The sequence below is a fragment of the Variovorax sp. UC74_104 genome (genome assembly GCF_044055375.1).
Lineage (GTDB): Bacteria > Pseudomonadota > Gammaproteobacteria > Burkholderiales > Burkholderiaceae_C > Variovorax.
Genome location: NZ_CP171978.1, coordinates 4,057,548 through 4,076,028 on the forward strand (window position 1 = coordinate 4,057,548; position 18,481 = coordinate 4,076,028).

At 65.3% G+C, this 18,481-nt stretch carries 16 protein-coding genes and 1 pseudogene; all 17 read right to left on the reverse strand.

The window, feature by feature from the left end:
• Nucleotides 1-41: 41 nt before the first annotated feature.
• The gene (locus ACHMXA_RS19070) at nucleotides 42-1,058 is read right to left on the reverse strand and encodes an NADP-dependent oxidoreductase (RefSeq protein WP_395316193.1); all 1,017 of its coding nucleotides are present in this window, start codon (nucleotides 1,056-1,058) and stop codon (nucleotides 42-44) included.
• 29 nt (nucleotides 1,059-1,087) lie between these two features.
• The gene (locus tag ACHMXA_RS19075) at nucleotides 1,088-1,552 is read right to left on the reverse strand and encodes a PaaI family thioesterase (RefSeq protein ID WP_176664188.1); all 465 of its coding nucleotides are present in this window, start codon (nucleotides 1,550-1,552) and stop codon (nucleotides 1,088-1,090) included.
• Nucleotides 1,553-1,561: 9 nt separating this feature from the next.
• Nucleotides 1,562-2,359 carry an SDR family oxidoreductase gene (locus ACHMXA_RS19080; RefSeq protein ID WP_395316194.1) on the reverse strand — a complete coding sequence of 266 codons (798 nt, stop codon included), beginning with the start codon at nucleotides 2,357-2,359 and terminating at the stop codon, nucleotides 1,562-1,564.
• A 28-nt stretch (nucleotides 2,360-2,387) separates the two neighbouring features.
• Nucleotides 2,388-2,690, reverse strand: coding sequence for a Dabb family protein (locus ACHMXA_RS19085; RefSeq protein WP_019652558.1), 303 nt, complete (start codon nucleotides 2,688-2,690; stop codon nucleotides 2,388-2,390).
• Nucleotides 2,691-2,710: 20 nt separating this feature from the next.
• The gene (locus tag ACHMXA_RS19090; protein WP_395316195.1) at nucleotides 2,711-2,971 is read right to left on the reverse strand and encodes a hypothetical protein; all 261 of its coding nucleotides are present in this window, start codon (nucleotides 2,969-2,971) and stop codon (nucleotides 2,711-2,713) included.
• Nucleotides 2,971-4,824 (reverse strand): acyl-CoA dehydrogenase, encoded by a 1,854-nt coding sequence (locus ACHMXA_RS19095; protein ID WP_395316196.1) that lies wholly within the window; start codon nucleotides 4,822-4,824, stop codon nucleotides 2,971-2,973. Before ACHMXA_RS19095 ends, ACHMXA_RS19090 begins: the two co-directional genes overlap by 1 nt.
• 169 nt (nucleotides 4,825-4,993) lie before the next feature.
• The gene (locus ACHMXA_RS19100; protein ID WP_395316197.1) at nucleotides 4,994-6,169 is read right to left on the reverse strand and encodes an acetyl-CoA C-acyltransferase; all 1,176 of its coding nucleotides are present in this window, start codon (nucleotides 6,167-6,169) and stop codon (nucleotides 4,994-4,996) included.
• A 64-nt stretch (nucleotides 6,170-6,233) separates the two neighbouring features.
• Nucleotides 6,234-7,709 (reverse strand): M20 family peptidase, encoded by a 1,476-nt coding sequence (locus ACHMXA_RS19105; RefSeq protein WP_395316198.1) that lies wholly within the window; start codon nucleotides 7,707-7,709, stop codon nucleotides 6,234-6,236.
• A gap of 31 nt (nucleotides 7,710-7,740) precedes the next feature.
• On the reverse strand, nucleotides 7,741-8,859 hold the full coding sequence (locus ACHMXA_RS19110; protein WP_395316199.1) for a 3-hydroxyacyl-CoA dehydrogenase NAD-binding domain-containing protein: 1,119 nt from the start codon (nucleotides 8,857-8,859) through the stop codon (nucleotides 7,741-7,743).
• Nucleotides 8,822-9,847, reverse strand: a pseudogene (locus ACHMXA_RS19115) (enoyl-CoA hydratase-related protein); the annotation flags it as partial. The gene ACHMXA_RS19110 and the pseudogene ACHMXA_RS19115, both read right to left, overlap by 38 nt.
• A gap of 239 nt (nucleotides 9,848-10,086) precedes the next feature.
• Nucleotides 10,087-10,782, reverse strand: coding sequence for an ABC transporter ATP-binding protein (locus ACHMXA_RS19120; protein ID WP_395316200.1), 696 nt, complete (start codon nucleotides 10,780-10,782; stop codon nucleotides 10,087-10,089).
• A gap of 1 nt (nucleotide 10,783) precedes the next feature.
• On the reverse strand, nucleotides 10,784-11,554 hold the full coding sequence (locus ACHMXA_RS19125) for an ABC transporter ATP-binding protein (protein ID WP_395316201.1): 771 nt from the start codon (nucleotides 11,552-11,554) through the stop codon (nucleotides 10,784-10,786).
• Entirely contained in the window at nucleotides 11,551-12,894 is a 1,344-nt protein-coding gene (locus tag ACHMXA_RS19130; protein ID WP_395316202.1) for a branched-chain amino acid ABC transporter permease, read from the reverse strand. The genes ACHMXA_RS19125 and ACHMXA_RS19130 overlap by 4 nt, the downstream gene beginning before the upstream one ends.
• Nucleotides 12,895-12,898: 4 nt before the next feature.
• Nucleotides 12,899-13,852, reverse strand: a complete 954-nt coding sequence (locus ACHMXA_RS19135) for a branched-chain amino acid ABC transporter permease (protein WP_176664197.1) — start codon at nucleotides 13,850-13,852, stop codon at nucleotides 12,899-12,901.
• A gap of 77 nt (nucleotides 13,853-13,929) precedes the next feature.
• Nucleotides 13,930-15,171: a branched-chain amino acid ABC transporter substrate-binding protein gene (locus ACHMXA_RS19140; RefSeq protein ID WP_176664198.1), complete on the reverse strand. Its 1,242-nt coding sequence runs from the start codon at nucleotides 15,169-15,171 to the stop codon at nucleotides 13,930-13,932.
• A 198-nt stretch (nucleotides 15,172-15,369) separates the two neighbouring features.
• Complete coding sequence (locus tag ACHMXA_RS19145) at nucleotides 15,370-16,599, reverse strand: branched-chain amino acid ABC transporter substrate-binding protein (RefSeq protein WP_176664199.1); 1,230 nt, start codon at nucleotides 16,597-16,599, stop codon at nucleotides 15,370-15,372.
• A gap of 149 nt (nucleotides 16,600-16,748) precedes the next feature.
• Nucleotides 16,749-18,392, reverse strand: coding sequence for a 3-(methylthio)propionyl-CoA ligase (locus ACHMXA_RS19150; RefSeq protein ID WP_395316203.1), 1,644 nt, complete (start codon nucleotides 18,390-18,392; stop codon nucleotides 16,749-16,751).
• Between the last annotated feature and the right edge of the window lie 89 nt (nucleotides 18,393-18,481).

The window sequence follows — 18,481 nt, forward strand, 5'->3', positions numbered from 1 at the left end:
ACCAGCCTACTTGCCGTGCGTTCGGCTCATCGGCGCATCAATCAGACGAGCTTGACCAGTTGCTTGCCGAAGTTGCGACCCTTGAGCAGGCCCAGGAATGCCTCGGGCGCCGACTCGATGCCCTGCGCGATCGACTCGCGCGGCTTGAGCTTGCCGGTGGCCACCAGCGTGCCCAGTTCGGTCAGCGCCTCGGGCCACACTTCCATGTGCTCGCTGACGATGAAGCCTTCGATCTTCATGCGGTTGATGAGGATCAGCGCCGGGTTGGCCAGGGGCAGCGGCTGGCCGTCGTAGCCCGCGATCATTCCGCACAGCGCCACGCGGGCGAAGGCGTTGGCACGCAGCAGCACCGCGTCGAAGATGTAGCCGCCGACGTTCTCGAAGTAGCCGTCGATGCCGTTCGGGCAGGCTTCCTTCAGCGCCGCGCTCATCGACTTGACGTCGGGGTGCAGGCGGTAGTCGATGCAGGCGTCGAAGCCCAGTTCGTCGGTCACGTACTTGCACTTGTCCGCGCCGCCCGCGATGCCGACGACGCGGCAGCCGCGCGCCTTGGCCAGCGCGCCGAAGGCGCTGCCGACCGCGCCGCTGGCGGCGGTGATGACCATGGTTTCACCGGCCTTGGGCGCGATGATCTTCACGAGGCCGTACCAGGCGGTGACGCCCGGCATGCCGACCGCGCCCAGGTAGTGCGACAGCGGCACGTGCGTGGTGTCTACCTTCTTCAGCGCGCCGGGTTGCGAGGCATCGACGACGCTGTATTCCTGCCAGCCGCCGAAGCCGACCACCTTGTCGCCCACGGCGTATTTGGGATGCTTGCTCTCGACCACCTCGCCCACCGTGCCGCCCTGCATGGTCTGGCCCAGCGGCTGCGGTTGCGCGTAGCTCTTGGAGTCGTTCATGCGCCCGCGCATGTAGGGGTCGAGGCTCATGTAGTGATGGCGCACCAGGACCTGGTTGTCCTTGAGTTCGGGGGTCTGGGCCGTGACGAGCTTGAAGTTGCTCGCGACGGCCTCGCCCTCGGGGCGGTTGTCGAGGTGGATCTGCTTGTTGATGGGCATGAAAGGCTCCGGGGAGGAATAGGGTCGGTTCAGTCGGTCGAGGGCGGACGCATCTCGTTGGCGCTGGCCGGGCCGGTCGGCAGCCGGCGCTTCACGTACTTGAAGGTGCCGGTGGCATGGGCGCAAACGCGCTCCTGCTCGTCGTAGATTCTGGCCTCCGTGAAAGCCAGCGTCGCCGTCCTGTGAATGAGCGTTCCGCGCGCATGCAGCGGGCCCACCGAAGGCTGCATGAAGCTGGTTTTCATCTCGATGGTGACCACGCCCATCTCGGGCGCGATGCTGCGCGCGGCAGCGGCCATGGTGATGTCCAGCAGCGTCATGCAGGCGCCGCCGTGCGTCACGTCGAAGGTGTTCAGGTGCTCCGGCTTGGCGGTGTAGAGGATCTCCGATTCGCCGTTCTCGAACTTCGTGAGTTCGAAGCCCAGGTGGCGCGCGAACGGGATGCGGCTCGTGTACGAGCGGAAATTGATGTCTTCGGGTTCAGGCGTTGTCATTTCGGTTCTTCAAGCTGCGCCCAGGACGACGCTCACGCCGCCGTCCACGGCCAGCCACTGGCCGGTGACGTGCTTGCCGGCGTCGCTTGCGAACAGCAGCGTCAGGCCCTTCAGGTCTTCCTCGTCGCCCAGGCGGCCCAGCGGCGCCTGCGCGGCCATCTTTTCCTCGCCGAGCGACTTGATGAGGCCGGCGGCCATCTTCGTCATGAAGAAGCCGGGGCAGATGGCGTTCACGTTGATGTTGTACTTGCCCCATTCGGCCGCCAGGGTGCGGGTGAAGCCGATGACCGCGGTCTTGGAGGTGTTGTAGGCCAGCGTCTGCATCTCGGGCGGGTTGCCGTTGAGCCCGGCGATGGAGGCGATGTTGATGATGCGGCCCGACTTCTTCGGGATCATGTAGCCGTTGGCGACCTGCTGCGACAGGATGAAGTAGCCCCGCACGTTGAGGTTCATCACCTTGTCCCAGGCCTCGACCGGGTGGCTCTCGGCCGGCGAACCCCAGCTGGCGCCCGCGTTGTTCACGAGGATGTCGACCGCGCCCATGCGCTGCAGCGTCTCGTCGGCCAGGCGGCGGGTGTCTTCCTCCTTCGAGCAGTCGGCGGCGATCCAGCGCGCGTCGATGCCCGCGGCCTGCAGCTCGGCGGCGGCCTGTTCCAGGTCTTCGGCCTTGCGCGAACTCAGCATGATCTTCGCGCCCGCCTCGCCCAGCGCATGGGCCATCTGCAGCCCCAGGCCGCGCGAGCCGCCGGTGACGAGGGCGGTCTTGCCCGTGAGGTCGAAGAGTTTCTGGACGGTGCGTGCGGTCATGGGTTGTCTCCGGGGTTCGGGTGGTTTTTCAGATCGTGTAGTCCATGCACTGGCGGGCTTCGCGGACCGCGCCGATGAACGGCTTCAGGGCCACGTGCTGCGGATGGTCCGCATAGGCCGCCAGCGCGGCGGCGTCGGTGAATTCCGAGTACAGGACCAGGTCGTAGGTGGCTTCCAGCCCGGGCTGGGCGATGGCCACCTCGAAGCGCAGCGTGCCGGGCGACAGCTTCGCGCAGGCATCGAGCAGCGCCTTGGCCTTGAGCAGGTTGGTCGCCTTGTCGGCGCCCTCGGCGTGCTCCTTGAACTTCCACATCACGATGTGCTTGAGCATGGCGGGCCTCGTTCAGTCGGTTACTTGCCTGAAGGCGTGTTGGACAGGCGCGAGCGCACGTAGATCAGCACGAAGCCGACCAGCGCCACGACGCCGCCCGGCACGGCGATGGACCAGCCCAGCGAGGCGTCGGTGCGGCCGGTGGCGATGCCCAGGATCACGAGGAACAGGCCGCCGTAGATCAGGATCCAGATCCATTTCTCGAGCCGCGCGTGCGGCTTCGGCGGGTTGGCGGCGGGGGTGTTGTTGGGGGTGGCGTTCGGCGAATCGGTAGTGGCCATCAGAAGGCGTCCTCGGGCAAAGCTGTACAGGTCGGGTCGCGGGTTTCGACCACGTTGAGCCATGCGCCGATTTTCGGCAGCTCGTAGTGGAAGAAATAGTCCGTGGCGCCGATCTTGCCAGCTGTTACCGCCCTCGCCTTTTCCGCGTCGGTTTCCAGGGCCTTGCCCGCGACGTCGAGCCAGATCCAGGCCAGCACCGTGTGCCCGAAGGCCTGCATGTACGGCACCGCGTTGGCCAGCGCATCCGCCGGGTCGCTGGTGGACCATGCGGCCTCGGTGGCGCTGCCGATGCGCTGGAGCGCGGCGCCCAGCGCCTTGGCGTGGGCCGCCAGCGCCGGAACCTTGGCGGTGCGGCCGATGGTGTCGGTCATGCGCGCGGCCAGCAGCTGCAGGCCGCGGCCCTTTTCCATCAGCACCTTGCGGCCCAGCAGGTCGGCCGCCTGGATGCCGTGGGTGCCCTCGTGGATCATGTTCAGGCGGTTGTCGCGCCAGTACTGCTCCACCGGGAAGTCGCGCGTGTAGCCATAGCCGCCGTGCACCTGGATGGCCAGCGAATTCGCCTCCAGGCACCACTCGCTGGGCCAGCTCTTGGCGATCGGCGTGAGCACCTCCAGCAGCAGCCGCGCGTCGTCGGCGGCCTGCGCGTCGCCGGTCTTCTGCTCGTCGACCAGCCGGGCGCAATACAGCTCCAGCGCCAGGGCGCCCTCGCAGTACGCCTTCTGGGCCAGCAGCATGCGGCGCACGTCGGCGTGCTCGATGATGCGCACCTGCGGCGCGGCCGAATCCTTGGCGACCGCCGTGCCGGCAGCCTCGGGCTTTTTCACCAGCCGGCCCTGCGGACGGCTCTTCGCGTATTCGAGCGAGGCGTGGTAGCCGGCCATGCCGAGCATGGTGGCCGCCGTGCCGACGCCGATGCGTGCCTCGTTCATCATGTGGAACATGCAGTGCAGGCCCTTGCCTGGCTCGCCGACCAGGTAGCCCACCGCGCCAGCCTTGCCGTCGACCGGGTACTTGCCTTCTCCGAAGTTCAGCAGCGTATTGGTGGTGCCGCGCCAGCCCAGCTTGTGGTTCAGGCCCGCGAGCGCCACGTCGTTGCGCTGGCCGGTGAGCTCGCCCTTGGTGTCGACCATGCGCTTGGGCACGATGAAGAGCGATATGCCGCGCGTGCCCGGCACCAGCTTGCCGTTCTCGTCCGGGATCTTGGCCAGCACGATGTGCACGATGTTCTCGGTCAGCTCGTGGTCGCCTGCCGAGATCCACATCTTGTTGCCCGTGAGGCGATAGCGCGGACCCAGCGGATCATTCCGGAAGTCGTCGCCGTCGGGCACTGCGCGCGTGGCCACGTCGCTCAGCGACGAGCCGGCCTGCGGCTCCGACAGGCACATGGTGCCCGCCCAGCGGCCAGAAAATTCGTTCTTGGCGAAGACCTCCTTCTGCATCTCGGTGCCATGCACCATCAGCAGGTTGGCGTTGCCGCTGGTGAGCATGTTCGAGCCGATGCTCACCGAGGCCATCGCGAAGAAGCTGTTGGCCGCGGCTTGCAGCGTGTAGGGCAGCTGCATGCCGCCAATGTCGTAGTCCTGCGCCGCGCTCATCATTCCCGATTCGACGAAGGCCTTGTGCGCGTCGTGCGTGGCCTGCGGCAGCACGACCTTCTCGCCGTCGAAGTGCGGCTCCTGCGTGTCGACGATGCGGTTGAACGGCGCGTACTTCTCGCGCGCGATGCGCTCGCAGGTGTCGAGCACCGCATCGAAGGTCTCGCGCGAATGGTCCGCGAAGCGCTCGCGCTGGTTGAGGGATTCGGCGTCGAGCCAGTCGTAGAGCAGGAAGTCGAGGGTGGGACGAAGGCTCATGGTCGGGTCTTGATGTTGAGACTACCGACTTCCACCGGCAGCGCTCGTCGGCCGGCGAAGCCGGGCCCGTTCGTGGAACACCGCGGAACCGGCTCAGCCGGGCCGCTGGTGTTGCCCCCGGAAGGGGGTTGGCGAAGGCGACACGCAGTGCGCCGCAGACTGGGGAGAGTCAGAGTACCTCGAAGACGCCCGCGGCGCCCATGCCGCCGCCGATGCACATCGTGACCACGACCTTCTTCGCGCCACGGCGCCTGCCTTCGATGAGCGCGTGGCCGGTCAGGCGCTGGCCGCTCACGCCATAGGGGTGGCCCACGGCGATGGCGCCGCCGTTCACGTTCAGGCGGTCGCCCGGGATGCCCAGCTTGTCGCGGCAGTAGATCACCTGCACGGCGAAGGCTTCGTTCAGTTCCCACAGGTCGATGTCGTTGACCGTGAGACCCAGGCGCTTGAGCACCTTCGGGATGGCGAAGACCGGGCCGATGCCCATCTCGTCGGGCTCGCAGCCGGCCACGGCGAAGCCGAGGAAGCGGCCCAGGGGCTTCAGGCCCTTCTGCTCGGCGTACTTCTCGTCGACCACCACGCAGGCGCCGCCGCCGTCGGAGAACTGGCTGGCATTGCCGGCCGAGATCACACCGCCGGGGATGGCCGGGCGGATGCCGCTGATGCCTTCCTTGGTGGTGCCGGGGCGGATGCCTTCGTCGTTCTCGACGGTGACTTCCTTGGTGCGCAGGCCCAGCACGGGGTCGGCCACGCCGGCCAGCACGGTGATGGGGGCGATCTCGGCCTTGAAGAGGCCGGCTTCCAGCGCGGCGGTGGCCCGCTGCTGGCTTTGCGCGCCGTATTCGTCCATGGCGTCACGGCCGATGTTGTAGCGCTTGGCGACCTGCTCGGCCGTCTGCAGCATGTTCCAGTAGATCTCGGGCTTGTTCTTCACCAGCCACGGATCGGTCAGCATGTGCTTGTTGGCTTCGTTCTGCACGCACGAGATGCTCTCGACGCCGCCCGCCACGTAGACCTCGCCCTCGCCCGCGATGATGCGCTGGGCCGCGGTGGCGATGGTCTGCAGGCCCGAGGAGCAGAAACGGTTGATGGTCATGCCCGAGGTGGTGATCGGCAGGCCGGCGCGCAGCGCGATCTGGCGCGCGATGTTGGAGCCGGTGGCGCCTTCGGGCGTGGCGCAGCCCATGATGACGTCGTCGACCGAGGCGGGGTCGATGCCGGCGCGCTGCACTGCGTGCTGCACCGCGTGGCCGCCGAGCGTGGCGCCGTGCGTCATGTTGAAGGCACCCTTCCAGCTCTTCGCGAGCGGCGTGCGGGCAGTGGAAACGATGACGGCGCTGGTCATGGTGAGGTCCTTTGGCTTTGAAGCAGTTGGAAGGGAAAAGAGATTGCCGTGGTAGCGGTTGTCGTCATTGCGCCGGAGCAGCGTTGGCGTTGCTCAGGAGCTGGCGGTAGAAGCCGATCATCTCGCCGTAGTTCGAGATGGCCAGGCGTTCGTTGTTGCCGTGGAAGCGCGCGAGGTCTTCGTTCTTCATGCGGAACGGCGAGAAGCGGAAGACGGCGTCGCTCACGATGCTGAAATGGCGCGAGTCGGTGGCCGCGGTCATGAGGCCCGGGGCCACCACCGCATCGGGGAAGCTCTGGCGCACGGCCTGCTGGATCGCGCGGTAGCCGGTGCTGTCGGTCGACGACACGGGCGACGGTTCGGAGTTGCCCGGGTAGGCCTTGATCTTGATGTCGTCGTTGCCCAGCGCCTTGCGCAGGTGCGCCTCGGTGCTGGCGATGGTGTCGCCCGGCAGGATGCGGAAGTTGACGGCGGCCTCGGCGTGGCCGGGCAGCACGTTGTCTTTGTTGCCCGCGCGCACGATGGTCAGCGCGGTAGTGGTGCGCAGCATGGCGTTGCTGCTCGGGCTTTTCTCGAGGATGCCGCGCACCAGCGGCTCGGTGAGCCACAGGTTGGACAGCATCACGCGGTTCACGCCGCTCATCTCGGGGGCAAGCGCGCCGAACATCTGGCCGGCCACGCCTTTGATGCCGCCGGGCATCGGGTCGGCTTCGAGCCGCGCCAGCGCAGCGCTCATGCTGCCGATGGCGCTGTGCTGCGGGGGCATCGACGAATGGCCAGGCGCGGTGTCGAGCGAAAGGAAGAAGGTGGCATAGCCCTTCTCCGCCAGGCCGATGAGCGCCGCCGGCTGCTTGAGGCCGGGCATCACGCCGTCGAGCACCAGCAGGCCCTCGTCGAGCACCCAGTCCAGGCGCACGTTGCGCGACTTGAGCAGTTCGGCGATGGGCAGCGCGCCGCGCAGGCCGCTCACCTCCTCGTCGTCGCCCATCACCAAGTAGACGGTCTGCCGCGGCTTGAAGCCGCTGCCGATGAGCAGCTCGATGGCTTCCATCTGCGCGAACAGGTTGCTCTTGTTGTCGAGCGTGCCGCGCCCCCAGATGAAGCCGTCCTTGATCTCGCCGGAGAAGGGATCGACCGTCCACGCCTTCTCGGTACCGGGCGCGATGGGCACCATGTCCTGGTGCGCCATCAGCGCAACCGGCTTGGCCTGCGGGTCGGTGCCGGTCCAGGTGTAGAGCAGCGCCTTGTTGCCCACCACTTCCTTCTTCAGGGTGGCGTGCACCTTCGGGAACTGCTGCTCCAGGTAGGCATGCAGCTTGTCGAACTCGGCCGCGGTGGCGGCCGGATCGTCCATGCCCGACACCGTGCGAAACGTGATTGCCGTGGACAGCCGCTTGGCGGCTGCCTGCAGGTCGATGTCCAGCTTGGGGGCGGGCGCCACCGCCAGCTGCTGCGACGGCGTGGTCCAGGTCTTGACCGCCACGGCGGCCACCAGCAGCACAACTGCCAGCAGCAGCCCCAGGAAGATGCGTTTCAACATTGGCGGTCTTGGCCCGGTTCCGTCGTCGGTCTCAGCCGAAGGACTTGCCTTCGGCCACCAGCTTCTGGATCAGCGGTGCGGGCTGCCAGAACTCGGCGTCGTCGCGCGGGTTCTTCGCGAAGCGCTTCATCGTCTCGGCCACGTTGTACAGGCCGACCTGCGACGCGTAGTGCATCGGGCCACCGCGATAGATCGGGAAGCCGTAGCCGGTGAGGTACACCATGTCGATGTCGCCCGACTTCGAGGCAATGCCGTCTTCGAGGATGTGCGCGCCCTCGTTGACCAGCGCATAAACCAAGCGTTGCACGATCTCCTCGTCGGAGATCTTGCGCGGCGTGATGCCCAGTTCCTTGCGGTGGTCCTCGATCATCTTGTTGACCAGTTCCGACGGAATCGCATCGCGCTTGCCGGCCTGGTAGTCGTACCACCCTGCCCCGGTCTTCTGGCCGAAGCGGCCCAGTTCGCAGAGCTTGTCGGCCGTGCGGCTGTACTTCATGTCGGCGCGCTCGACGGCGCGGCGCTTGCGGATGGCCCAGCCAATGTCGTTGCCGGCCAGGTCGCCCATGCGGAACGGGCCCATGGCAAAGCCGAACTTCTCGATGGCCTTGTCCACCTGCTGCGGCGTCGCGCCTTCGTCCAGCAGGAAGCCGGCCTGGCGGCTGTACTGCTCGATCATGCGGTTGCCGATGAAGCCATCGCACACGCCCGAGACCACAGCCGTCTTCTTGATCTTCTTGCCAATGGCCATCACGGTGGCCAGCACGTCCTTCGAGGTGGCCTTGCCGCGTACCACTTCCAGCAGCTTCATCACGTTGGCCGGGCTGAAGAAGTGCATGCCGACCACGTCCTGCGGGCGGTCGGTGAAGGAGGCGATCTTGTCGACGTCGAGCGTCGAGGTGTTCGATGCCAGGATCGCACCCTTCTTGGCGACACGGTCGAGTTCCTTGAACACCTTCTCCTTCACGCCGATTTCCTCGAACACGGCCTCGATGATGAGGTCGGCGTCCTTCAGGTCGTCGTAGCTCAGCGTGGTGCTCAGCAGGGCCATGCGCTGCTCGTACTTGTCCTGCTTGAGCTTGCCCTTCTTGACCTGGGCTTCGTAGTTCTTCTTGATCGTGGCAATGCCGCGGTCGAGCGCTTCCTGCTTCATCTTCGAGAATCTTCACGGGGATGCCCGCGTTCAGGAAGTTCATCGAGATGCCGCCGCCCATGGTGCCGGCGCCGATCACGCCGACCGACTTGATCTCGCGCTTGGGCGTGTCTTCGGGCACGTCGGGGATCTTGCTCGCAGCGCGCTCGGCCATGAACAGGTGGCGCAGCGCCAGCGATTCGGGCGTGAACATCAGCAAGGTGAAGATGCGGCGCTCTTCGGCCATGCCGGCGTCGAACTTCAGCTTGGTGGCGGCCTGCACGGCGTCCACGCACTGCAGCGGCGCGGGGTAGTTCTTCGACATGCCACCAACCATGTTCTTCGCGAACTGGAAGTAGGCGTCGCCCTGCGGGTGCTTGCACGGGAGGTTGCGCACCAGGGGCAGGTCCTCGCCCGTCTTGCCGGCCACGCTCTTGGCGAAGGCGACGGCCTCGTCGAAGACCGATTCGGCCGAGGCGGCCAGCTTGTCGAACAGCTTCTGGCCGGGCACCGACGCGAGCAGTTCGCTCTTGACCGGCTCGCCGCTGACGATCATGTTCAGTGCCGTTTCGACGCCCAGAACGCGCGGCAGGCGCTGCGTGCCGCCCGCGCCGGGGATCAGGCCCAGCTTCACTTCAGGCAGCGCGACGCTGGTGCCGGGAGCGGCCACGCGGTAGTGGCAGCCCAGGGCCAGCTCGAGGCCGCCGCCCATGCACACCGAGTGGATGGCAGCGACGATGGGCTTGGGAGAGGCTTCGAGCGCGAGGATCACGCTCAGCAGGTTGGGCTCCTGCAGTGCCTTGGGCGTGCCGAACTCCTTGATGTCCGCGCCGCCCGAGAACGCCTTGCCGGCGCCGGTGATGACGATGGCCTTGACGGCATCATCGGCATTGGCCTTCGACAGGCCGTCGGTGATGCCGATGCGCGTCGAGAAACCGAGACCGTTGACCGGAGGGTTGGTCAGTGTGATCACGGCGATATCGCCGAGCACTTTGTATTCAGCCGTCATGCTGCGTTCCTTGGTGTGTGAAGAAAAAGAAGAAAAAGCACGAGTGTTCTTTTTCAAGGGATTCTAGGCGTTTCGCGTGGCCCAACAATGGCACGCAGTCGCTGGAGAGACAAGGCCAGCCCTGAGGAGGGTTGGGCCTTCGGGAAACACCGCGGAACCGGCTTTGCCGGCCCGCAGGTGTTGCCCCCTGCAAGGGGGTTGGCGCAGTCACACGAAGTGCGCGAAGCCTGGGGGTTTGCCTAGACTTCCAGCCATTCCTTGCGGGTAGTCGCATCCGCGCGCAGGCCGTCGGGCGTGCCGTCGAACACGATGCTGCCGTGGCCCATGACGAGCGCGCGGTCGGAGATCGACATCGCGATGGTGAGCTTCTGTTCGATCAGCAGCACCGAGATGCCCTTGTCCTTGAGCGTGCGAAGGTACTGCCCCACCAGCTCCACGATCTTGGGCGCGAGGCCTTCCGTCGGCTCGTCGATGATGATCAGGTCGGGGTCGCCCATCAGCGTGCGGCACAGCGTGAGCATCTGCTGCTCGCCACCCGAGAGCACGCCGGCCTCGGTGTGCTGGCGCTCCTTCAGGCGCGGGAACATGCCGTACATGTCGTCGAAGGACCAGCGGCTGCCCTTGCCCGAGCCCTTCTGCCCCAGCAGCAGGTTCTGGTGCACCGTGAGCTTGGGGAAGATGTCGCGGTTCTCGGGCACGTAGCCGATGCCGAAGTGCGCGATCTCATAGGCCTTGCGGCGCAGGATGTCCTGTCCCTTCCATTGCAGGCCGCCTTCTGCGTGCACCAGGCCCATGATGGCCTTGGCGGTGGTCGAACGGCCCGAGCCGTTGCGGCCCAGCAGCGCGACGATCTCGCCGGGCTGCACGTCGAAGGAAACGCCATGCAGCACATGGCTCTTGCCGTAGTAGGCGTGGATGTCTTGAAGCTTCAGCATCTCAGTGTCCCGCCCCTTGTGCGTCGGCAACGGAAGAGCCCAGGTAAGCCTCCTGCACGCGCGCATTGGCGCGAACCGCAGCCGGCGTGTCGAAGGCGATCACTTCGCCATACACCACCACCGCGATCTTGTCGGCCAGCCCGAAGACCACGCCCATGTCGTGCTCCACCGTCAGCAGCGTCTTGCCGACGGTGACGTGCTTGATGAGCGAGATGAAGTGCGAGGTCTCCGTCTTGCTCATGCCGGCCGTGGGTTCGTCCAGCAGGATCACGCTGGCGCCGCCGGCGATGGTCACGCCGATCTCCAGCGCGCGCTGCTCGGCATAGGTGAGGTTCACCGCATGCACGTCGCGTTTCTTCTCCAGGCCGATCTGCCTGATGAGCTCCTCGGTGCGCTCGTTGGCGTCGTCGAGGTTCGAGAGAAAGCGCAGGAAGGTGTACTTGTAGCCCAGGCTCCACAGCACGCCGCAGCGCAGGTTCTCGAAGACGGTGAGCTTCGGGAAGATGTTGGTGATCTGGAAGCTGCGCGACAGCCCCATGCGGTTGATCTCGTACGGCTTCATGCCGTCGATGCGCGTGCCGTTGAGCAGCACCTCGCCGCTGGTCGGCGCGAGGCGCCCGCTGATGAGGTTGAACAGCGTCGACTTGCCCGCGCCGTTCGGCCCGATGATGGCAATGCGCTCGCCGGCCGTCACGGCCAGGTCCACGCCGCGGATGATGTCGGTCTTGCCGAAGCTCTTGCGCAGGTTCTTGAGTTCGAGTGAATAGGTCATGCGGTCTCCCTGCGCTTGATCTCGGCTTCGATTTCTTCCTGCGCATGGCCCCAGACCTTCGCGAAGCGCCGGCGCACCACCTCGAACACGCCCAGGCCGACAGCGAACAGCGCCACCGCAACGACCCAGCTCGTGGCCGAGGATGTGTCGAGCTGCAGGCCCGCGAACGGCACCACCGGTCCGAGCGCTGCGTTGAGCTGCATGTGATAGATCATCTCGACGATGGCCGCCGCGCCCGCGAGCATGATGGCCGCGCCCACGAACAGGCCCACGTACAGCAGGTAGAAGCGCTTGATCTTGCCGAACAGCGCCACGCGCACGTTCATCATGATCAGGCTTGCCACGCCGCCCGGCGCGAACATCACCATCAGCAGGAACACCAGGCCCACGTACAGCAGCCATGCCTTGCTGAGCTCCGACAGCAGCACCAGCGCGAACACCAGCAGCGCCGCGCCGATGATCGGCCCGAAGAAGAAGGTCGCGCCGCCCAGGAACGTGAACAGCAGGTAGCTGCCCGAGCGCAGCCCGTTGAGGCTGTCGGCCGCGTTCACGATCTCGAAGTTGATGGCCGCCAGGCCGCCGCCGATGCCCGCGAAGAAGCCCGCGATGATGAAGGCGTAGTAGCGCACGCGCTGCGTGTTGTAGCCGATGAACTCCACGCGCTCCGGGTTGTCGCGCACCGCGTTCAGCATGCGCCCGAGCGGCGTGCCGGTGAAGGCGAACATCAGCCCGGTGCAGATGAAGCAGTAGACGGCGATCAGGTAATACACCTGGTTCTGCGGACCGAAGTTGAGACCGAAGAACGATGCACCGTACACGCGGTTGGTGGTGATGCCGCCCTCGCCGCCGAAGAAGCTGGGGAACATCAGCGCCATCGCGGCGACCAGTTCGCCCAGGCCCAGCGTGATCATCGCGAAGGTGGTGCCCGACTTCTTGGTCGACACGTAGCCGAACAGCACGGCGAAGAACATGCCGCCGAGCCCGCCGACGAGCGGAATGAGCACCAGCGGGATCGGCAGCTTGCCGGCGCCCGCCAGGTTCATCGCGTGGATGGCGATGAACGAGCCCAGGCCAACGTACACCGCATGCCCGAAGCTGAGCATGCCGCCCTGCCCCAGCAGCATGTTGTAGCTCAGGCAGATGATGATGAGATAGCCGATCTGCGACAGCATGGTCAGTGCCAGGCTGCTGGTGAAGATCATCGGCGCCACGATGAGCAGCAGCGCGAAGAACGACCAGATCAGGATGCGGCCGATGTTCAGCGGCTTGAAACGGTAGTACTGCGTCGGCGCCTTGTTGGCCGAAGCGTTCGATGTGGTTGTGGTGGTTGCGGTATTCATGGCATCAGTCCTCCCGCGTTCCGAGAAGACCCTTGGGCCTGAAGATGAGGATCAGCACCAGGAACAGGTACGGAAGGATCGGCGCGACCTGCGAGATCGTCAGCTTGAGCAGCTCGTAGCCGAAGGTCTGGTCGGTCACCGCCACGCCGAAGGCCTGCAGGCCGGTGGCGAGCGACTGGTCCATGGCCACGGCGAAGGTCTGCACGATGCCGATGATCAGCGAGGCCAGGAAGGCACCCGCCAGCGAGCCCATGCCGCCGACCACCACCACCACGAAGATGATGGAGCCGACAGAAGCGGCCATGGCCGGCTCGGTGACGTAGGTGTTGCCGCCGACCACGCCCGCGAGGCCCGCCAGCGCGGCGCCGCCGCCGAACACCAGCATGAACACGCGCGGCACGTTGTGGCCCAGCGCCTCGACCATCTCCGGGTGCTTCAGCGCCGCCTGGATCACCAGGCCGATGCGAGTGCGCGTGAGCAGCAGCCACACCGACACCAGCATCAGCACCGCCACCAGCATGATGAAGGAGCGCGACTTCGGGAACTGCGTGCCGTAGAGCGTGAAAAGCGGCCCCTGCAGCGCCGACGGAAGACCGTAGGGCACCGTGGAGCGGCCCCACACCAGCTGCACGACCTCGAGGATCAGGTACGAAAGACCGAAGGTCACCAGCAGTTCCGGCACGTGGCCGAACTTGTGGACGCGGCGCAGGCAGTAGCGCTCGAAGGCCGCACCCAGCGCGAACACCAGCACCGGCGCGATGAACAGCGCCGGCCAGAAGCCGACGATGCCCGACAGCGTGTAGGCGAAATAGGCGCCCAGCATGTAGAAGCTGGCGTGCGCGAAGTTGAGCACGCCCATCATGCTGAAGATCAGCGTGAGGCCGGAACTCAGCATGAACAACAGCAAGCCGTAGCTCACGCCGTTGAGCAGCGAGATGACGAAGAATTCGACGTTCATCGGTCTTTCGTGTCGGTTGAAAAAGAAAAAGGCCCGAGGTTGAAGTCGGGCCTCGACCTGTCAGGCAGCGGCGGCGGTCAAGAGGCGCCGCCGGGCCGCTTCATCTGGCACGAGGTGGGCGTGCTCGCCACGTACGCGTCGTAGTACTTCACCGGCGCCAGCGTGTAGCCGGTGTTCTCCGGGCTGTACGGATACTTGGCGCTGGCCTTCTCCCACTTGGCGATGTACAGGCCCTGCTGTGCCTGGTGGTCGGTCTTGCGCAGTTCGATGTCGCCGTTGAAGCTCTTGAACTTCATGCCTTCCATGGCGGCCGCCACCTTGACGGGGTCGGTCGACTTGGTCTTCACGAAGGCTTCCGTCAGCGCCTGGAACACCGTGTAGATGTCGGTGGTGTAGAGGTCGTCGTTGAACTTCTTCTTGAAATCCTCGGCGTACTTCTGCATGTCGCCGCCCATGTTGTAGTGGGCATAGCCGACCTGGTAGACCTTGCCGTCGGAAGCCGCGCCCATGGCGGTCGGCGTGCCGGTGGTCACGGCGTAGTAGGTGTAGAACTTGACGTTCAGGCCCGAGTCGTTGGCCGACTTGATGAGCAGCGCGAGGTCGGAGCCCCAGTTGCCGGTGATGACGGTGTCCGCGCCCGAGGCCTTGATCTTGGCCACGTACGGCGCGAAGTCGCGCACCTGTGCCAGCGGATGCAGGTCGTCGCCGACGATCTGCACGTCGGGGCGCTTGGTCTTGAGGTTTTCCTTGGCGAACTTCGAGACCTGCTGGCCGTGCGCGTAGTTCTGGTTGAGCAGGTAGACCTTCTTGATGTCCGGCTGGTCCTTCATGTAGGTGGTCAGCGCTTCCATCTTCATCGACGTGTCGGCGTCGAAACGGTACTGCCAGTAGCTGCACTTGCTGTTGGTCAGGTCGGGGTCGACGGCGGCGTAGTTCAGGTACAGCGCTTCCTTGCCGGGGTTGCGCGCGTTGTTCTTCTCGAGCGCGTCGATGATGGCCAGGGCCGGGCCGGAGCCGTTGCCCTGCACGATGTAGCGAGCGCCCTGGTCGAGGGCCGAGCGCAGTGCGCTGGTGGTTTCCTGCGGGCTGAGCTTGTTGTCGATGCCGATGATCTCGAACTTCACGCCCGCCGCGTTCTTCTTGTTGAACTCCTCGGCAAAGAACTGGAAGGTCTTGAGCTGGTTCGTCCCGACCGCGGCCATGAGGCCCGACAGCGGGTCGAGCCATGCGATCTTGACGGTTTCACCCTTCTGGGCAAAGGCACCGGTGGCGGTTGCAGCGATGACGGCTGCTGCGGCGATTTTCAGAGCGAACTTCAATCTATATCTCCTGGTCAAACCGATTCAAAACGCCGCACGAGAGTACAAGCGTTTGCAGCCCCTCCCCTCAGGGAATGCCCGTAAGAGGGGTGCCGCAAAGGCCCGTTTCTATCGCGCATGCGACACCGCGTTTCTCCAATTTGCTACCCGCTGGTAGCTGCTGCTACCGCCGGGTAGGAAACGCGTTCACAAAGACGCCTAGGGGCGCTTCATCTGGCACGACGTGGGCGTGCTCGCCACGTACGATTCGAAGTACTTCACGGGAACGTTCGTGTAGCCGGTGTTCTCGGCGTCATAGGGGTACTTGGCGCTGGCCTTCTCCCAGCGCGAGATGTAGAGACCCTGCTGCAGCTGGTGGTCGGCCTTGCGCACCTCGACCTCGCCGTTGAAGCTCTTGATCTTCATGCCCTCGAGCGCCGCGGCCACCTTGACCGGATCGGTCGACTTGGTCTTGACGAAGGCGGCATCGAGCAGCGCGAACGCGTGATAGATCGACGACTGCGTGAGGTCGTCGTTCATGCGCTTCTTGAAGCCGGCGAGCAGCTGCTGGATCTCGCCGCCCATGTTGTAGTGGGCATAGGCGACGGTGTAGACCTTGCCTTCCGACGTGGCGCCCATTGCCGTGGGCGTGCCGGCGCCAGGCGCGTAGTAGGTCAGGAACTTGACGTTCAGGCCCGAGTCGTTGGCGGCCTTGATGAGCAGCGACAGGTCGGAGCCCCAGTTGCCGGTGATGACGGTGTCGGCACCCGAAGCCTTGATCTTCGCGATGTAGGGAGAGAAATCGCGCACCTGCGCCAGCGGGTGCAGGTCGTCGCCCACGATCTGGATGTCGGGGCGCTTGACCTTCAGGTCTTCCTTCGCGAACTTCGACACCTGAACACCATGGGCGTAGTTCTGGCCGAGGATGTAGACCTTCTTGATGTCGGGCTGGTCCTTCATCCAGGTGGTCAGCGCCTCCATCTTCATGGATGTGTCGGCGTCGAGCCGGAAGTGCCAGTAGCTGCACTTGCTGTTGGTCAGGTCGGGGTCGACGGCCGCGTAGTTCAGGTACAGCAGCTCCTTGCCCGGATTGCGCGCGTTGTTCTTCTCGATGGCGTCGATGATCGCGAGCGCGGGGCCGGAGCCGTTGCCCTGCATGATGTAGCGCGCGCCCTGGTCCTGCGCGGAACGCAGGGCCGCGGTGGTTTCCTGCGGGCTGAGCTTGTTGTCGAGCGCGATGATCTCGAACTTCACGCCCGACTGGTTCTTCTTGTTGAACTCTTCGGCAAGGAATTGCGTGGTCTTCAGCTGGTTGGTTCCGACCGCGGCCATCAGCCCCGACAGCGGGTCGAGCCAGGCGATCTTGACGGTCTCACCCTTTTGCGCGAATGCGGCGGTGGCGCCCACCAGCATTGCACAGACAGCTACTGACTTGATAGCAAATTGCATGAAGAGTCTCCGGTGTGAAAGGCGGACTGCCAGCGTACAAGCGCCCTTTTCTTCGCCGCACAGGGATTGCCCGGAAGGCAAGCCGCCGAGGCGGCTTTCCTATCGCGTGCGCGACAGTGCGAGCGGGCTTTTGCTTGTTGATCCAGGGGTCAGAGCCCGGGTAGCTTGTAGTCCTTGAGCAGTTCGCGCAGCTTCGTCTTGAGGATCTTTCCGGTGGCGCCGATCGGGATGGCCTCCACGAACACCGCGTCGTCCGGGATCTGCCACTTGGCGGTCTTGCCCTCGTAGAACTTCAGCAACTCCTCGCGCGTGACCTCGGCGTTGGGCTTCTTCACGACCGCGATGATCGGCCGCTCGTCCCACTTCGGATGGAACACGCCGATGCACGCAGCCATGGCCACGCCCGGATGGGCAACGGCGATGTTCTCGATGTCGATGGAGCTGATCCATTCGCCGCCGGACTTGATCACGTCCTTGCTGCGGTCGGTGATCTGCAGGTAGCCCTCGGCATCGATGGTGGCCACGTCGCCGGTGGGGAACCAACCGCGGTTGCGCTCGTCGGGAATGAGCGGATTGCCGCCCTCGCCCTTGAAGTACTCCTTGACGATCCACGGCCCCTTGACCAGCAGGTCGCCGTAGGCCTTGCCGTCCCACGGCAGCTCCTTGCCGTCGCCGTCGATGATCTTCATGTCGACGCCGAAGATGGCGCGGCCCTGCTTCATGCGGATCTGCAGCTGCGCGTCGGCCGGCAGCGACAGGTGCTTGTTCTTGAGCGTGCACAGCGTGCCAAGCGGGCTCATCTCGGTCATGCCCCAGGCGTGCAGAACTTCCACGTTGTAGAGCTCCTGGAACGCCTTGATCATGGCCGGCGGGCAGGCCGAGCCGCCGATCACCGTGCGGTTGAGCTTGCTGAACTTCAGGCCACCGGCCTGCATGTGGCCCAGCAGCATCTGCCACACGGTGGGCACGCCGGCGGCGAAGGTCACGCCCTCGGCCTCGATGAGGTCGTAGACAGACTTGCCGTCGAGCGCAGGGCCGGGGAACACCAGCTTGCAGCCCACCAGCGCCGCCGAGTACGGAATGCCCCATGCGTTGACGTGGAACATCGGCACCACCGGCAGCACCGAATCGCGCGCCGACAAGCGCATCACGTCGGGCAGTGCCGCGGCATAGGCGTGCAGCATGGTCGAGCGGTGGCTGTAGAGCGCGGCCTTCGGGTTGCCCGTGGTGCCGCTCGTGTAGCACATGCTCGAGGCGGAGTTCTCGTCGAAGCTGGGCCACTCGTACTCGGTGGGCTGCGAGCCCATCCAGCTCTCGTAGCTCACGAGGTTGGGCACGCCGCTGTCGGCGGGGAGCTTGTCGGCGTCACACAGTGCAACCCATTTCCGGATCGTGGGACACCGCGCATGCACGGCCTGCACCAGCGGCAGGAACGTGAGGTCGAAGCACAGGATCTGGTCTTCGGCATGGTTGGCGATCCACGCGATCTGGTCGGGGTGCAGCCGCGGGTTGATGGTGTGCAGCACGCGGCCGCTGCCGCTCACGCCGTAGTACAGCTCCAGGTGGCGATAGCCGTTCCAGGCCAGGGTGGCGATGCGGTCGCTGAACAGCAGTTGCTCGCCATCCAGCGCGTTGGCCACCTGCTTGGCGCGCGATGCGATGTCGCGCCACGTGCAGCGGTGGATATCGCCTTCGACACGGCGCGAGACGATCTCGCCGTCGCCGTTGTGGCGCTCGGCGAACTCGATCAGCGACGAGATCAGAAGCGGTTGGTCTTGCATCAAACCCAGCATCTACAAACTCCTATGTGAAATGACTTCTTCAAAGCTCGGGAACAACGCATTCACGCAAGCTTCGGCCATTTGCACAATGACACAAACCC

Bases quoted from the DNA above. Each gene is read 5' to 3' on its own strand.
- ACHMXA_RS19090 (WP_395316195.1), bottom strand. From the start codon at position 2,971: ATGGCCACTACCGATTCGCCGAACGCCACCCCCAACAACACCCCCGCC.
- ACHMXA_RS19085 (WP_019652558.1), bottom strand. From the start codon at position 2,690: ATGCTCAAGCACATCGTGATGTGGAAGTTCAAGGAGCACGCCGAGGGC.
- ACHMXA_RS19095 (WP_395316196.1), bottom strand. From the start codon at position 4,824: ATGAGCCTTCGTCCCACCCTCGACTTCCTGCTCTACGACTGGCTCGAC.
- ACHMXA_RS19130 (WP_395316202.1), bottom strand. From the start codon at position 12,894: ATGAATACCGCAACCACCACAACCACATCGAACGCTTCGGCCAACAAG.
- ACHMXA_RS19125 (WP_395316201.1), bottom strand. From the start codon at position 11,554: ATGACCTATTCACTCGAACTCAAGAACCTGCGCAAGAGCTTCGGCAAG.
- ACHMXA_RS19100 (WP_395316197.1), bottom strand. From the start codon at position 6,169: ATGACCAGCGCCGTCATCGTTTCCACTGCCCGCACGCCGCTCGCGAAG.
- ACHMXA_RS19110 (WP_395316199.1), bottom strand. From the start codon at position 8,859: ATGAAGCAGGAAGCGCTCGACCGCGGCATTGCCACGATCAAGAAGAAC.
- ACHMXA_RS19150 (WP_395316203.1), bottom strand. From the start codon at position 18,392: ATGCTGGGTTTGATGCAAGACCAACCGCTTCTGATCTCGTCGCTGATC.
- ACHMXA_RS19080 (WP_395316194.1), bottom strand. From the start codon at position 2,359: ATGACCGCACGCACCGTCCAGAAACTCTTCGACCTCACGGGCAAGACC.
- ACHMXA_RS19120 (WP_395316200.1), bottom strand. From the start codon at position 10,782: ATGCTGAAGCTTCAAGACATCCACGCCTACTACGGCAAGAGCCATGTG.
- ACHMXA_RS19135 (WP_176664197.1), bottom strand. From the start codon at position 13,852: ATGAACGTCGAATTCTTCGTCATCTCGCTGCTCAACGGCGTGAGCTAC.
- ACHMXA_RS19070 (WP_395316193.1), bottom strand. From the start codon at position 1,058: ATGCCCATCAACAAGCAGATCCACCTCGACAACCGCCCCGAGGGCGAG.
- ACHMXA_RS19075 (WP_176664188.1), bottom strand. From the start codon at position 1,552: ATGACAACGCCTGAACCCGAAGACATCAATTTCCGCTCGTACACGAGC.
- ACHMXA_RS19145 (WP_176664199.1), bottom strand. From the start codon at position 16,599: ATGCAATTTGCTATCAAGTCAGTAGCTGTCTGTGCAATGCTGGTGGGC.
- ACHMXA_RS19105 (WP_395316198.1), bottom strand. From the start codon at position 7,709: ATGTTGAAACGCATCTTCCTGGGGCTGCTGCTGGCAGTTGTGCTGCTG.